At 65.1% G+C, this 13,475-nt stretch carries 14 protein-coding genes; 7 read left to right on the top strand and 7 right to left on the bottom strand.

Going from position 1 to position 13,475, the window contains the following annotated elements; genetic code table 11:
- The first annotated feature begins 16 nt into the window (after positions 1-16).
- From H587_RS0103200 to secF, 5 genes are all read left to right on the top strand, one after another.
- On the top strand, positions 17-1,117 hold the full coding sequence (locus tag H587_RS0103200) for a class II glutamine amidotransferase (protein WP_027175037.1): 1,101 nt from the start codon (positions 17-19) through the stop codon (positions 1,115-1,117).
- A 4-nt stretch (positions 1,118-1,121) separates the two neighbouring features.
- A complete protein-coding gene (locus H587_RS0103195) occupies positions 1,122-1,886 on the top strand; it encodes a GltB/FmdC/FwdC-like GXGXG domain-containing protein (RefSeq protein WP_027175036.1) in 765 nt (254 codons plus the stop codon).
- Positions 1,887-1,913: 27 nt separating this feature from the next.
- A complete protein-coding gene (gene yajC, locus H587_RS0103190) occupies positions 1,914-2,261 on the top strand; it encodes a preprotein translocase subunit YajC (RefSeq protein WP_027175035.1) in 348 nt (115 codons plus the stop codon).
- A 139-nt stretch (positions 2,262-2,400) separates the two neighbouring features.
- Positions 2,401-3,999, top strand: coding sequence for a protein translocase subunit SecD (gene secD, locus H587_RS0103185; RefSeq protein ID WP_027175034.1), 1,599 nt, complete (start codon positions 2,401-2,403; stop codon positions 3,997-3,999).
- An 11-nt stretch (positions 4,000-4,010) separates the two neighbouring features.
- Positions 4,011-5,081, top strand: a complete 1,071-nt coding sequence (gene secF / locus H587_RS0103180) for a protein translocase subunit SecF (protein ID WP_027175033.1) — start codon at positions 4,011-4,013, stop codon at positions 5,079-5,081.
- A gap of 57 nt (positions 5,082-5,138) precedes the next feature.
- On the opposite strand, the gene H587_RS0103175 is transcribed toward secF, so the two are convergent.
- Complete coding sequence (locus tag H587_RS0103175; protein ID WP_027175032.1) at positions 5,139-5,909, bottom strand: hypothetical protein; 771 nt, start codon at positions 5,907-5,909, stop codon at positions 5,139-5,141.
- Between the two features lie 107 nt (positions 5,910-6,016).
- On the opposite strand from H587_RS0103175, the gene H587_RS0103170 reads away from it, so the two are divergent.
- A complete protein-coding gene (locus tag H587_RS0103170; RefSeq protein WP_027175031.1) occupies positions 6,017-6,910 on the top strand; it encodes a LysR family transcriptional regulator in 894 nt (297 codons plus the stop codon).
- Between the two features lie 53 nt (positions 6,911-6,963).
- Here the strand turns inward: H587_RS0103170 and H587_RS0103165 are convergent, their stop codons facing one another.
- The 6 genes from H587_RS0103165 to H587_RS0103140 form a co-directional block, all read right to left on the bottom strand.
- Complete coding sequence (locus H587_RS0103165) at positions 6,964-7,635, bottom strand: adenylate kinase (RefSeq protein WP_027175030.1); 672 nt, start codon at positions 7,633-7,635, stop codon at positions 6,964-6,966.
- A 227-nt stretch (positions 7,636-7,862) separates the two neighbouring features.
- Entirely contained in the window at positions 7,863-8,894 is a 1,032-nt protein-coding gene (gene tilS, locus H587_RS0103160) for a tRNA lysidine(34) synthetase TilS (protein ID WP_051202412.1), read from the bottom strand.
- A gap of 15 nt (positions 8,895-8,909) precedes the next feature.
- On the bottom strand, positions 8,910-9,248 hold the full coding sequence (locus H587_RS0103155; protein WP_027175028.1) for a hypothetical protein: 339 nt from the start codon (positions 9,246-9,248) through the stop codon (positions 8,910-8,912).
- Between the two features lie 8 nt (positions 9,249-9,256).
- Positions 9,257-10,618, bottom strand: a complete 1,362-nt coding sequence (hemA, locus tag H587_RS0103150; RefSeq protein WP_027175027.1) for a glutamyl-tRNA reductase — start codon at positions 10,616-10,618, stop codon at positions 9,257-9,259.
- 3 nt (positions 10,619-10,621) lie between these two features.
- The gene (gene ccsA, locus H587_RS0103145; protein ID WP_027175026.1) at positions 10,622-11,428 is read right to left on the bottom strand and encodes a cytochrome c biogenesis protein CcsA; all 807 of its coding nucleotides are present in this window, start codon (positions 11,426-11,428) and stop codon (positions 10,622-10,624) included.
- A complete protein-coding gene (locus H587_RS0103140) occupies positions 11,415-12,092 on the bottom strand; it encodes a precorrin-2 dehydrogenase/sirohydrochlorin ferrochelatase family protein (RefSeq protein WP_027175025.1) in 678 nt (225 codons plus the stop codon). Before H587_RS0103140 ends, ccsA begins: the two co-directional genes overlap by 14 nt.
- A 102-nt stretch (positions 12,093-12,194) precedes the next feature.
- Between H587_RS0103140 and H587_RS0103135 the strand changes: the two genes are divergently transcribed.
- Entirely contained in the window at positions 12,195-13,454 is a 1,260-nt protein-coding gene (locus H587_RS0103135) for a glycosyltransferase family 9 protein (RefSeq protein WP_027175024.1), read from the top strand.
- Positions 13,455-13,475: the final 21 nt, after the last annotated feature.

The following is a 13,475-nucleotide window of genomic DNA, read 5'->3' as shown; positions in this document are numbered from 1 at the left end:
CCGAAGCGAGGAACCGATGAAAGCACCTGAAAGATACTACGACTTCCAGAAGGACATCGCCGGTTGCGGCATCTTCGGCGTCATCCACAAGAAAAAAGGCCTGATCAACGGCGAAGTGCCCATCAAGGCCATGGCCTGCATGCACGACCGGGGCAACGGCCTGGGCGGCGGCTTCGCGGCCTACGGCATCTATCCGGACCGCGCGGACCTCTATGCCTTCCACCTCATGTGCGACAACCAGGCCGGGCTGGACGCCGCCGAGGAAGTCCTCAAGCAATACTTCACCATTCACGCCTCGGAGCCCATTCCCACCCGACGCGTGCTCTCGGTGAAGAACCCGCCCGTGGTCTGGCGCTTCTTCCTCAAGCCCCTGAAGGACCGCCCCCAGGACATGAAGGAAGTGCTGGACGAGAAGGACTACGTGGTTTCCGTGGTCATGAAGATCAACTCCGGCGTGCCCGGGGCCTTCGTCTTCTCCAGCGGCAAGAACATGGGAGCGTTCAAGGGAGTGGGCTTCCCCGAGGACATGGCCGACTTCTTCCGCCTGGAGGAATACAGCGCCTACATCTGGACCGGACACAACCGCTTTCCCACCAACACCCCGGGCTGGTGGGGCGGGGCGCACCCCTTCACGCTGCTGGACTGGTCCATCGTGCATAACGGCGAGATCAGCTCGTACGGCATCAACCGTCGTTTCCTCTGCGAACACAACTACATCTGCACCCTGATGACCGACACCGAGGTGGTCGCCTACCTTCTGGATCTGCTCATCCGCAAGCACGGACTGTCCAAGGAGATGGCGGCCAAGGTCTTCGCCCCGCCGTTCTGGGACGAGATCGCGCGCATGCCCGAGGAGGACAGGGAACTCTACACCACGCTGCGGGCCGTCTACGGTCCGGCCCTGCTCAACGGTCCCTTCGCCATCCTGGTGGCCGACAACACGGGGCTCATGGGCCTCAACGACCGCATCAAGTTGCGCCCCCTCCTGGTGGCCGAGAAGGACGACATGGTCTTCATGTCCAGCGAGGAAAGCGCGGTGCGGCTTGTCTGCCCGGAGCTGGACTCGGTCTGGATGCCCAAGGCCGGGGAACCCGTCATCGTGAATCTGGAGGCCTGAACCGATGGCAACGAAAGCGCGCAAGAAGATGACCCTGAACGCGGGCGAGACGTATTATCGCCAGTTCAATGAAAAAATCCGCGAGGCCGTGGACGCGGGCTACACCGACTTCGTCCTGGAAGACGTCAACAGCCAGCGCTATATCGCCACCGGCCTCATCGGCGACCTGCGCTTCCTGGTCAAGGGTGTGCCCGGTCAGGACATGGGCGCGTTCATGCGCGGTCCGGCGATCCGCGTGGCCGCCAACGCCCAGGACGGCGTGGGCAACACCATGGATGACGGTCTTGTGGTGGTCGAGGGCATGGCCGGAGACGTCATCGGCTACGCCATGCGCGGCGGCCGCATCTTCATCAAGGGCGACGTGGGCTACCGCGTGGGAATCCACATGAAGGCCTACATGGACAAGCTTCCGATCATCGTTGTCGGTGGCAAGGCCGGTGATTTCCTGGGCGAATATATGGCCGGCGGAATCATTTTGCTTCTCGGAATGTTTTCTGGTAAGCCTGACGCGCCGATAGCGGGAAGGAGCCTGGGCACCGGCATGCACGGCGGCGTCATCTACGTCCGGGGCGATGTTCCCCCGGAGCAGCTTGGCCCCCATCTGCACACCCAGCCTTGCGACGCCGACGATCTGAAGGTCATCGCGGGTGTCGTCAAGGACTACGCCAAGGAGCTCCAGGTGGACGCGAAGAAGATCATGGCCGAAAAATTCGTCAAGGTCCGCCCCTTCTCGCATCGTCCGTACGGCAACTTGTACGTCCCGGCCTGATCCGGGCAAACGAACCGAGGAGGTCTCATGTTTTTTGATTCCATCGCCCACGCCATGGGCTCCACCGGCGGCGCCGGCGCAGAAGGCGGCAACCCGATCACCGCGTTCCTGCCGCTCATTCTCATGTTCGCCATCTTCTACTTCCTGCTCATCCGCCCGCAGCAGAAGAAGGCCAAACAGCACAAGGAAATGTTGGCGGGCATCCGCAAGGGCGACAAGGTTCTCACCGCCGGCGGCCTCGAAGGCGCCGTCCTGGACGTGGATGGAGACTCCCTGACCGTGGAGATCGCCCAGGGCGTGACCGTGAAAGTGAACCGGAATTACGTTGCCGGATTGATGAATCCGGTGCGCAAGGCCGACAAGGAAGAGAAGTAGCAGGCTTTCGCAACCCGTCCGGCCCTGGGCCGCGGCGAGGCAGTGAGGCGGACCGCTCCCGGAGCTTTTTCGGAGGGTTCGCCCCTGTCTTTCTGGCGCGCCCGCCGGTTTTCGTCCAAGGACCCGTTCGGGAGAATCCATGAAAAACATGACTTGGAGAGTGGCCCTCACCCTGGTGGTGATCATCCTCGGGGCCGCCTACGTCCTGCCCTCCATTCCGGCCGTGCAGGACTCGCCCCTGGCCAAGTTCTTGCCCAACCGCCGCATCAATCTCGGTCTCGACCTCAAGGGCGGCATCCATCTGACCTTGGGCGTGGACATGAAGAAGGCCTTGGAAAACAGCCTGTCCATCGCCGGAGACGACCTGCGCAACTCCGCCCGCGAGGACGACATCGTGGTCCTCAAGCCCGCGCTTCTGCCGGGCGGGAAGATCGAGACCCAGTTGCTCACGCTGGAGAAGCAGGACGCCTTCGAAGGCATCCTCAAAAAACAGTTCGGCAATCTCCGGGTGGACAACAAGGAGGTCCGCGAGGGCCGCGCCGTCTATACCCTGGCCTTCACGCCCGAGTATGTGAAGCAGTTGACCAAGATGACCTTGGATCAGGCCGTGAAGACCATCCGCAACCGCATCGATGAGTTCGGTGTGGCCGAGCCGGACATTCGCAAACAGCAGGATGAGAACCGCATCCAGGTCCAGCTGCCCGGCCTGCAGGATCCCGAGCGGGCCATCAAGATCATCGGCAAGACCGCCCACCTGGAGTTCAAGATGGTCGACGACAGCGCCGACCCGGCCCAGGCGGTCAAGGGCATCGTGCCGCCCGGCACCGAGCTTTCCATGCTCATGCACCGCAACAAGGCCGGCGGCTATTCCGAGCAACCCATCGTGCTCCGCAAGGAGGCCGTGCTCACCGGCGAGGCCATCAGCGACGCCCAGGTACACTTCGGCAACTACGGCGAACCCTACGTGGGTATCGCCTTCAACCCGCGCGGGGCCAAGACCTTCGAGCGCCTCACGGGCGAAAACGTGAAGAAGCGCATGGCCATCGTCCTGGACGGCAAGGTCTATTCGGCCCCGGTCATCCAGGAGAAGATCTCCGGGGGCCGCGCCAGCATCACCGGCAGCTTCACTCCCGAGGAGGCCGCCGACCTGGCCGTCGTCCTGCGCGCCGGTTCTCTGCCCGCGCCCGTGACCGTGCTTGAACAGCGCACCGTCGGTCCCTCCCTGGGACAGGAATCCATCGACAAGGGCGTGATCTCCACCCTGGTCGGCGGCGCGGCCATCATCCTCTTCATGATCGCCTACTACGGCCTCTCCGGGCTGGTGGCCGACGTGGTCCTGCTGCTGAACATCGTCCTGACCATGGCCGGGCTGGCCGCCTTCGGCGCCACCCTGACCCTGCCGGGCATCGCGGGCATCATCCTGACCATCGGCATGGCGGTGGACGCCAACGTGCTCATCTACGAACGCATACGCGAGGAAATCCGCCTGGGCCTGAGCGCGGCGGCGGCGGTGGATCTGGGCTTCAGCCGGGCCACTCTGACCATCGTCGACGCCAACCTGACCAGCGTGCTCACGGCGGTGATCCTCTACCAGTTCGGCACCGGGCCCGTGCGCGGGTTCGCCGTGACCCTGATCCTGGGCATCCTGACCTCCATGTTCACGGCCATCTTCGTGTCGCGCATCTTCTTCGACTGGTACGTGAAGCGGCGCCCCGAAGCCGCCACCCTCAGCATTTAAGGAGAGACGAGATGGGCCTGCAATTCATCCGACCGGATACCAAAATCGACTTCGTCGGCTTCCGTTATGTCGCCTACTGCGTCTCAGCCGCCCTCATCCTCCTGGGACTCGTGTCCCTGGTGATCAAGGGCGGCCCCCGCTACGGCATCGACTTCGCCGGCGGCATCATCGTCCAGGTGAAGTTCGAGGAAAAAACCGACATGAACCAGGTGCGCGGGGCCCTGGAGGGCTTGAAGCTGCCGGGCATGGTCATCCAGCAGATGGGCGCCGCCGAGGAATCGGAATATCTGGTGCGCACCTCCAGCTCGGAGGTTTCCTCCGAGGAGGTGCGGTCCATGATCGGCCAGTCCCTGGCCAAGGATCTGCCCCAGGCCAAGGGCGAAATCCGCCGCCTGGAGATGGTCGGCCCCAAGGTCGGCGCGGACCTCCGCTCCAAGGCCCTGGAAGCCATGTATTACGCCATCCTGCTCATCGCCATCTACATCTCCGGCCGTTTCGAGCAACGCTGGACCGCGGCCGGAATCATGGCCGCGGGCCTGTTCGTGGGCATCTCGGCCTTGCAGTTCCTGGGTTTGTCCACGTCCTGGCTCATCGTCGGGGCCATGGTCATCACCCTGGGTCTCTGCCTCTGGCTGAACCTGACCTACGCATTGGGGGCAGTGCTGGCGCTCATCCATGACGTGATCATAACAGTGGGAGCATTCTCGTTGATGAACAAGGAGTTCGACCTCACGGTCATCGCCGCGCTCCTGACCATCATCGGCTACTCCCTCAACGACACGATCATCGTCTTCGACCGCATCCGGGAGACGTTGCGCTACGGCAAGGGCGGGACGTTCGCCGAGGTCATCAACACCTCCATCAACCAAACCCTGTCGCGGACCATCCTGACCTCGGGCCTGACCCTGATCGTGGTGGTCTGTCTCTATCTCCTGGGCGGCGCGGTGATCCACGACTTCGCCCTGGCCCTGCTCATCGGCATCTTCGTGGGCACCTACTCGTCGATCTTCGTGGCCAGCCCCATCCTGCTGCACTTCGGCAAGCGCCGCATGGCCCAGGATTCCGCTCCGGCCAAGGCGTAAGCCCACAACCGACGACCACTTTGAGAGCCCTCCGCCCCGGCGGGGGGCTCTTTTCTTTCAACGTGCCAACAGCCCCACGGTGAGGCGGTGGATGCGCCTCCCATCCCGACGCAGACGGACCGGCAGCACCAACCCGTTCTCGAAGCAGACCTGGCAAGCCTTCCGGTCCGTGGCGGCCAGCGTCAAACTGGCCGCCGCCCCGGCGGCCAGGGGGGATGGGGCCTCCCGTCCGTCCCCAAGCCAGGAGCGGACGAGAACCCGTCCGCCCGCCGCATGGCAGAGCAGCAGACAACAACACCCCGCGTCTTCCAGCACCTTCTTCACGGGCGAGGCGGGCTTCCAGGTGTGCAGTTCCTTGGCGTCGCGCAGCGCGGCAGCCAAAACCACCCCGTCCAGATCCAGGAAGCAGGGCGCGGGACACTCCATCGACGCGCACGGCTCCAGGCCGAGCCTCCGCAGCGCGTCCAGAGCCGTTCCACGTCGCTCGTCCACCCGCCAGACCAAAGGAGCGGGATACTCCACATGCACGAACCGTCCCCGGCGGCGCACCTCCCTGGGACCGGCAGTGGTCCGGAAGGTCGCCGGAGTAGTGAGCAGCGGCAAGGACTCTTGGGTGCGAAAAACTGCGGCCAGGCCCAACCCGCGCCACGCGGGCGGCAGGGAAGGGGAGCTGCGCAGCACACCGTCCACGTCGAACGCAACCTCGACGCCGACTGCTGCCCTGAGGGATTCGGCCACGCAATCCGACCGGACCCGGATGCCGACCTCGCCGCCCTTGCCAAGTGAGAAACGCACGAGTTTCCCGTTGTCATCTGCGTGTGTCGTCATGGCTCCTCCCGGTGTTGACTCCGGCAGGATGACTCGGATAGCCTATCGGATCAAACGAATCATTCCGCCATGATGATTCGGATTTTCCGAACTATAGAGGAGGGGGTGTGGACATCCGTCAGCTCAGGACCTTTCTCGAAGCCGCTCGACGCGCCAGTTTCAAACGCGCTGCCCAGGCCGTGCATCTGGCCCAGTCCTCGGTCTCGGCGCAGCTTCGAGCCCTGGAGGAAGAATTGGGGTCGCCGCTGTTCGAGCGCCGCCCACGGCGTGTGACGCTGACCGCCACGGGGGAGGCGTTGCTGCCCTATGCGGAGCGCATCGTGGCCCTGGCCGAGGAGGCCCTGGCCGCACTGAGCCCGGCTGCGGAACCGCGCGGCAAGTTGACCATCTGTTCTTCGGAGTCCCTGGCCGGACATCGGCTGCCCGAAATCCTGCGCCGCTACCGCCTGCGCCATCCCCAGGTGCGCCTCGTGCTCAAACCGGCCAGCTACGAGGAGATCAAGACCTACCTAGACGAGGACCGGGCGGACCTCGCCTTCGTCATCGGCGGGCCGGTGCGGGAGGAGCGCTTCCAAAGCGAGACACTCCTACTCGAACACATGGTCCTTGCCCTGCCGCCTGGACACCGGCTGGCCGGACGCGCCGCACTGCGGGCCCGAGACCTGAACGACGAGACCATCATCTTCACCGGGCCGCGTTGCAGCTACCGGCTGGCCTTTGAACGCAGCCTGGCCGCCTGCGGCAACCAACCCGCTTCCTGGATGGAGTTCTCCAACGTGGAGGCCATCAAACGCTGCGTGGCCTCCGGGCTGGGCGTGGCCCTGCTTCCGGCCATCTGCCTGGAGAACGAACGACGCACTGGAGACATCACGACCGTGCCGTGGAAGGAAAAGGACTTCTCCGTCCTGACGCAAATGGTCCGGCGCAAGGAACGCTGGGTCTCCCCGGCCCTGGCCGCGTTCATGGATACGGCCAGGGAAGTGCTCGGTCCGACGGAATGAAAAGGCCCCCTTCCCGGAAGGGAAGGGGGCCCGATGCGCAAGGTGGATTCCGTCTAGGCCAGCTGAGCCAGGAGGGTGTCCTTGATGGAGCCGATGGAACCCTCGCCGTTCAGCTCAATATACTTGGTCTTGCCGGCCTTGGCCAGATCCTTGTAGAAGTAGGCTGCGGCCAGTGTGCCGGTCGTGGTGTCGTAGTAGATGTCGTGACGCTTGTCGATGGCCTTCTCGTCCTGGTCGTCGCCGCGGGCCGTGAGGGCGCCGCCGCAGACCCGGCACGTATCGCCGTTGGGCTTGATGGCGTCGATGAAGATGTTGTTCGGATGGTTGTTGTCATTGGCGCACAGGCGGCGGCCCATGATCCGGTTCTTGGCCACCTGGCGGGGCAGCAGAATCTCGATCACGTAGTCCAGCTTCACACCGGCGGCCTGCAGCGCGTCCCACAGCTTCTGGGCCTGCACGATGGAGCGGGGGAAGCCGTCCAGAAGCCAGCCTTTGGCGCCGGAGCCCTTGAGCACGTCGAGAACCATGGGGATGGTGATGTCGTCGGGCACCAGCTCACCGCGGTCGATGTACTCCTTGGCCTTCTTGCCAAGCTCGGTGCCGCCGCCGATGTGCTTGCGGAAGATGGCGCCGGACTCGATGTGGTCGAGCTTGTATTTTTCTTTCACGAGGGCGCCCTGGGTGCCCTTGCCGCTGCCGTTGGGGCCAAAAATGAGAATGTTCACGGAATACTCCTCCTTGCCCTTGTGCAAAAGTTTCACAAGCTTTTAGCCGGTCGTTCCGATGCTGTCAATGACCGTTCCCGCTTTCAAGGGTCGATGGCCCGGCAAACGGGGCCCGTGGGCTCCATTTCGGCTCCATCGGCATCAAAATCACGCAAAAAGAAACGCATCCATGTAGCTGGATAAAAGAATATAGACAGAAATCCGAGCTATTGCGATGGCGCAATCGGTTATTTTTCAAGACTTTTTCTTAAGAAAAAAATCCCTTCCCGCGTCACTTGGGCCTGTTTGTTCCCGGGAAACTGGAACACGCTTCCCAGACGATTCTCCCGCCAGGCGTCATCCAGCTGGAACAGGCTCTCGGCCAGAGCTTGGCCGGGCCCGAGGGAGTCCAAGGCCCGCTTGCACAGCCGGGAGCGCAGGGCCGACGGCGCAGTTTCCAGAATCGCGTCCGGCAACAGAAGAGCCGCTTCGCGGACATCCGGCAGCACGGCCCGAACCTGCCCCTCCCAGAACGCCTCGTCCTGACGCCCCACCCTCCAGAGCCGGGCCACGGAGTCCAGAAAGGACGGGTTCTCCTCCAGCAGCAGGGGCAGCACGGAATGGCGCATGCGGTTGCGCCGGAACAGGGGCTCCTGATTGCTGGAGTCCTCGCGCCAGGACGCCGACAGGTCGGTGAGGAAATCCCGTAGCGTGGACTTGGGCGTGAGGAGCAGGGGCCGGAGCAGACGGCGGCCGTCGTCCCGGCCGGGCATGCCGGACAGCCCGGGCCAGCCCGTGCCGCGCACCAGGCGCAGGAGCACATCCTCGGCCAGGTCGTCCAGGTGATGGCCCAAGAGAATCCAGTCGGCCCCGGCCTCGACCCGGGCCTGCTCCAGGAACTCCAGGCGCGCCTCGCGTCCGGCGTCCTCCAGGCCCGTGCCCATCTTGTCGGCCAACGCGGCCACGTCCACGCGCTGGACGGAGCAGGGCACACCCAGGGCCGCGCAGAAATCGAGGGCCGCGCTGGCGTCCTCGCCGGACTCAGGACGCAGCCCATGATCCAAGTGCGCCGCCCGCACCGATCCGCCGTTCCGGGCGGTCAGACAGACGGCGACCAGCAACAGAGCCGTGGAGTCCAGGCCGCCGGAAAAGGCCACCAGAACCCTGGAAGCCCAAGGGGACACGCCCAGGTCCGTGGCGGTGAAGCGCTCAATCCCCAGGCAGAAATGCGCCCAACGGGGCGGCATTTCCTGAAGGGTTCGGGGCAGGGGAGCGGCCATCATTCCCCCGAGCGGTCAAACCGCGATATCCATATCCCTGATGAGTTGATCCAAAAAATCAATCATACGTTCGCGCTGAGCGGGTGTGGCGTAGGCGATGCACGAACAGCGCAGGGGGCCCCGGCCGCGGACCAGGAGTTCCAGTTTGAGGCGGCCGCCGTCGATGACCTCCAGGGCCATGATGTGCGGGCCGCAGGTCTCGACGTGGGCCTTCTGCTCCGTGTCGAGCAGTTCGGCGGGTACAGGAAGATAGTAGATGCCGTCCAGGGAGCCACGCAATCCCAGCTCCGTGAGCCGGGCCTCGATCCTGCGGACGCTTTCCTCGGTCAAATCCTCGATCTGGTAGCTGCGCATGGTTCGTCCTAATGTTGAGGGTGGCAGACCGGTTCTCCGCCATCCTCGTCTTCGGGATCCGCGTCCGGCCTCTTGCGGTCGGAGTGGGCGTCCTGCGGCACGTCTTCCCGGTCCAGGTTGAACATTCGCCGCGCCTGGTCGATGAAGCGCTCGGCGGTCTCTTCCTGAGCCCGGCGCTTGAGGTAGACCACCGGCTCGTGCAGGAGCTTGTGCCCCACGGAGAGGACCAGGGTTTCCAGTGCGTTGCGCGTCTCCTCGTCCACCGGGCCGATGCGGCGCAGGGTCCGGGCCAGCTCACGACGGCCGATGTCCTCGGCGCGGCCCATGAGGTCCACGATGGTCGGCTGAAGGTCCAGGGACTTAAGCCAGCGGCCGAAGGTCTCGGTTTCGGCGACCACGATGTCCTGGGCCTTGACCGCCTCCTCCCGACGCTGGGCCAGGTTGCCCTCGACCACTTCCTTGAGATCGTCGATGTCGTAGAGGTAGACGTTGTCCAGACTGTTCACGTCCGGATCGATGTCCCGGGGCACGGCGATGTCGATGAAGAACATGGCCGCGTGCTTGCGGGCCTTGAGCACGGCCTTCATGTCCCGGGAGTGGATGATGGCCGTGGGCGAACCCGTGGAGCTGATGACGATGTCGGCCTCGGGCAGGCGGGCGAACAGATCTTCGAAGGCCACGGCCTCGCCGCGCATGGTCTTGGCCAGTTCCTTGGCCCGGGCCAGGGTGCGGTTGGCGATGAGCAGGCGGGAGATGCCGTTGGTCAGCAGATGCGTGGCCGCCAGTTCGGCCATCTCGCCCGCGCCGATGAGCATGGCCGTCTTGCCCGCCAGATCGCCGAAGATCTTGCGGGCCAGTTCCACGGCCGCGAAGCTGATGGATACCGCGCTGGAGGCTATGGCCGTCTCGGTGCGCACCCGCTTGGCCACGGAAAAGGACTTGTGCAGCAGGCGGTTGACGATGACCCGGGCCGCGCCCTTGGTCACGGCCTTGCGGTAGGAGGCCTTGAGCTGGCCCAGGATCTGGGGCTCGCCCATGATCATGGAGTCCAGGCTCGCGGCGACCCGGAAGACGTGCTCCACGGCCGCCAGACCCTCGTGGGCGTAGACGTGCGGGGAGAGCACGCCCACGTCGCCGCCGCAGACCCGGGCCCAGTAGGACAGGACCGCCCCGGAGGCGTCCTCGTCCGTGTCGGTGACGGCCAGGATCTCCACCCGGTTGCAGGTGGACAGGGCCAGACACTCGCTCACCGGGCAGTCGCGGAGCAGCCCCTCCTCGAATCCCTCGACGTTCGTCAGCGCGTATTGTTCGCGGACCTCCACCGGCGCGGTACGGTGATTGAGCCCGAGCAGGATGATCTTCTTGTCCATGGCCTAGGGTCGGAAGGTGATGGAGTGATGGAGGAAGGCCACGACGACGAAGGCGAAGACCGCGATGGCCATGAGCGCGGGCTTGCGGCCGCGCCAGCCCAGCACCGTGCGCTGGTAGAAGAGCGCGGTGAACAGGAACCAGACGGCCAGGGCCGTGATGTTCATGGGGTCCCAGCCGAACTTCTTCAGCGGGTCCATCCAGCGCCAGAGAAAACCGGAAAAAAGGCCCACCGTGTAGAGCGGAAAGCCGTAGAGCGTGGCCCAGCGGTTCACCCGGTCGAAGTTGTCCAGGGAGGGCAGATCCTTGCCTAGGGCCGCCGGTCCGGCCTTGCTTTTGATCTTCTTGTTCAGGTTCAAAAAGGCCAAGCCCGAGCCGAAGGCCAAGGTGAGCAGGGCCATGCAGGCCACCAGGGCCGCGATGTGCATGCCGAAGAAGACCAGGGTCAGTTCGCGCGGGATCGTCACCCGGATGCCCGAGGCGGCCAGCGAGGCCACGAACAAGAGCAAGGTCAGCGGCAGCACGGCCAGGGCCAGAAAACGTGACTTGAGCCGCTTCCAGACCACGAGCCCGGCCAGGAGCACGCAGAAGGCGATGAGGTTCAGGTAGAAATCCCCGCCGCTGGGGAACTGACCGCGCTCCAGGATCTGGATGAAGAGGTCCGCGCCGTGGAAGGCCAGACCGGCCACGGCGAAGAGCGCGGCGGCACGCTTGAGGTTCTCCCTGGCTCGGGCGGCCCCGGCCAGGAAGAGCAGGGTGCCCGCCAGATAAACCGCGATGACGATGAGTTGCAGCAGTTCAAACGAGCCCATGCAGCAGCTCCGGGATGCGCGGACGCAACGGTTCCGGCAGGTGTTCGTCGAGTACGGCGGCGGCCTGGCCGAAATCCTTGGCCGCCAAGGACTCCATGAGCCGTGAGCCGACCACGGCTCGGAACACGGCGGTGTTCTCGCCGGTGGGCCGGTCCAGCTCCAGGAGCATGGGGCGCAGGCGGCCCATGACCACGAGGAAGGCCCCGTATTCCGCGCCGAAGGACTCCTGCAGGTGCTTGCGCAGATGCTTGGCCAGGGCCGGGCTCTGGCCGCCGGTGGAGATGGCCAGGGTCAGATCGCCCTGAGTCACCAGGGCCGGCACGATAAAACTGCATTTCTCCGGCTGGTCCACGATGTTGCAAAGCAGGTTGCGCTTACGGCAGAGGTCGCTGATGCGCCAGTTGAGGGCCTCGTTGCTGGTGGAGGCGATGACCAGAAAACGCCCGTCCAGGTCCGCGTCGCGGAACTCACGGCGCTCGAAGGCCACGCCGGGCTGTTCCAAGAGGGCGTTCAGGCCTTCGTCGGGCTCGCGGGTGTCCAGGACCAGGATGGAACGGGCTCCGCAAGAGAGCAGGGTGGCGATCTTGCGCGCCCCCACCTCGCCCGCGCCCACCACGAGGCAGCTCTTGTTCTCCAGATTCACGAACATGGGATAATAGCGCATGGCCCGATCCATATACCACGGCCCCGGGCTCTGTAAACGCAAAGTGCGCGTCTTGCCAGGAACTGTGCATCCGGGTTAGGCAGGGAACACGGACAGTTGCCCATGAAACACGTGCTCGTCGTCCAGCTGGCCCGCTTCGGGGACCTCGTCCAGACCAAGCGTCTCATCCTCTCCCTGTGCGCCCAGCCCGGAACACAGGTCCACCTCTGCCTGGATGCCTCCCTGGGGCCCCTGGCCCGGCTGGTCTTTCCCCAGGTCGTCACGCATCCCGTGACCGCCCACGGCGCCGGCCTGGCCCAGGCCGGGCCCGAGGCCCTGTTCACGGCCATGCTAGAGCGCAACCGCCACGCCTTCGCCGGGCTCGTCGCCCAACGGTTCGAGACGGTATACAACCTGAACCGCTCGCCCCTGAACCTCGCCCTGGCCTCGCTCTTCGACCCCGAGCAGGTGTACGGCTACACCTGGAGGCAGGGCCAGCCCCTGCAGGCGCCCTGGCCCGAGTTGGCCATGCGCTGGTCCGGCCAGCGCCGCCTGGGCATCAATCTCGTAGACTTCTGGGCTCATTTCGCGGACGCGCCCGTGCCGCCCGAGGCGGTCAATCCCGAGGCCAAGGCCGGAGGGGCAGGCATGGGCGTGGTCCTGGCCGGGCGCGAGTCGCGGCGCTCCCTGCCGCCCGAAATCCTGGCCCGGTTCGCGGCCGCCGCCTTCGAGCGCGCGGGCCGGGGCCGCATCCTCCTGCTGGGCTCCAAGGCCGAGATTCCGGCGGCCAAGGCCGTGCTGCGGGCCCTGCCGGGTCGACTGGCGGACAAGGTCACGGACCTCTCCGGCAAAACCGACTGGGCCGGACTGGCCGAGGCCGTCGGCGGGCTGGACCTCGTCCTGACCCCGGACACCGGAACCATGCACTTGGCAGCACACCTGGGCGTGCCCGTGACCGCCTTCTTCCTCTCCTCGGCATGGTGCTTCGAGACCGGCCCCTACGGCCTAGGCCACACGGTCCACCAGGCCGTTTTCGACTGCCTGCCCTGCCTGGAGAGCCGTCCCTGCCACCAGGAGCACCGCTGCCTGGCCCCCTTCGCGGACCCGGGATTCGTCCGCTTCCTCTCCACCGGCAAGCCCGGGCATGCTCCCGAGGGCATCCTCTCCCTGCGGGCCGAATTCGACTCCCTGGGCCAGACCTATGCCCCTGCGGCGGGGAAGGACGCGGACCAGAAGCAGCGGCTCCGCTTCCGGGCCTTCCTGGCCCGGCACCTGGGCCTGCCGGACGCGGAGAAGGGCGTCCCGGACAGCGGACTGGCCGAACGCTTCTACCAGGAACGGGATTGGTTCCTGCGGAATAACATCATTGATTTTAAATATTAGAAAAAGTCTAGACTTTTTCTA

It is taken from the genome of Desulfovibrio aminophilus DSM 12254 (genome assembly GCF_000422565.1).
GTDB lineage: Bacteria > Desulfobacterota > Desulfovibrionia > Desulfovibrionales > Desulfovibrionaceae > Aminidesulfovibrio > Aminidesulfovibrio aminophilus.
The sequence above is the reverse complement of the archived record's forward strand: the minus strand, read 5'-3'. Positions and strand labels throughout refer to the sequence as shown.

Excerpts from the sequence above, each read along its gene's own strand:
- H587_RS0103200 (WP_027175037.1), top strand. The coding sequence starts at position 17 with ATGAAAGCACCTGAAAGATACTACGACTTCCAGAAGGACATCGCCGGT.
- H587_RS0103195 (WP_027175036.1), top strand. The coding sequence starts at position 1,122 with ATGGCAACGAAAGCGCGCAAGAAGATGACCCTGAACGCGGGCGAGACG.
- yajC (WP_027175035.1), top strand. The coding sequence starts at position 1,914 with ATGTTTTTTGATTCCATCGCCCACGCCATGGGCTCCACCGGCGGCGCC.
- secD (WP_027175034.1), top strand. The coding sequence starts at position 2,401 with ATGAAAAACATGACTTGGAGAGTGGCCCTCACCCTGGTGGTGATCATC.
- secF (WP_027175033.1), top strand. The coding sequence starts at position 4,011 with ATGGGCCTGCAATTCATCCGACCGGATACCAAAATCGACTTCGTCGGC.
- H587_RS0103175 (WP_027175032.1), bottom strand. The coding sequence starts at position 5,909 with ATGACGACACACGCAGATGACAACGGGAAACTCGTGCGTTTCTCACTT.
- tilS (WP_051202412.1), bottom strand. The coding sequence starts at position 8,894 with ATGGCCGCTCCCCTGCCCCGAACCCTTCAGGAAATGCCGCCCCGTTGG.
- H587_RS0103155 (WP_027175028.1), bottom strand. The coding sequence starts at position 9,248 with ATGCGCAGCTACCAGATCGAGGATTTGACCGAGGAAAGCGTCCGCAGG.
- hemA (WP_027175027.1), bottom strand. The coding sequence starts at position 10,618 with ATGGACAAGAAGATCATCCTGCTCGGGCTCAATCACCGTACCGCGCCG.
- ccsA (WP_027175026.1), bottom strand. The coding sequence starts at position 11,428 with ATGGGCTCGTTTGAACTGCTGCAACTCATCGTCATCGCGGTTTATCTG.
- H587_RS0103140 (WP_027175025.1), bottom strand. The coding sequence starts at position 12,092 with ATGCGCTATTATCCCATGTTCGTGAATCTGGAGAACAAGAGCTGCCTC.
- H587_RS0103135 (WP_027175024.1), top strand. The coding sequence starts at position 12,195 with ATGAAACACGTGCTCGTCGTCCAGCTGGCCCGCTTCGGGGACCTCGTC.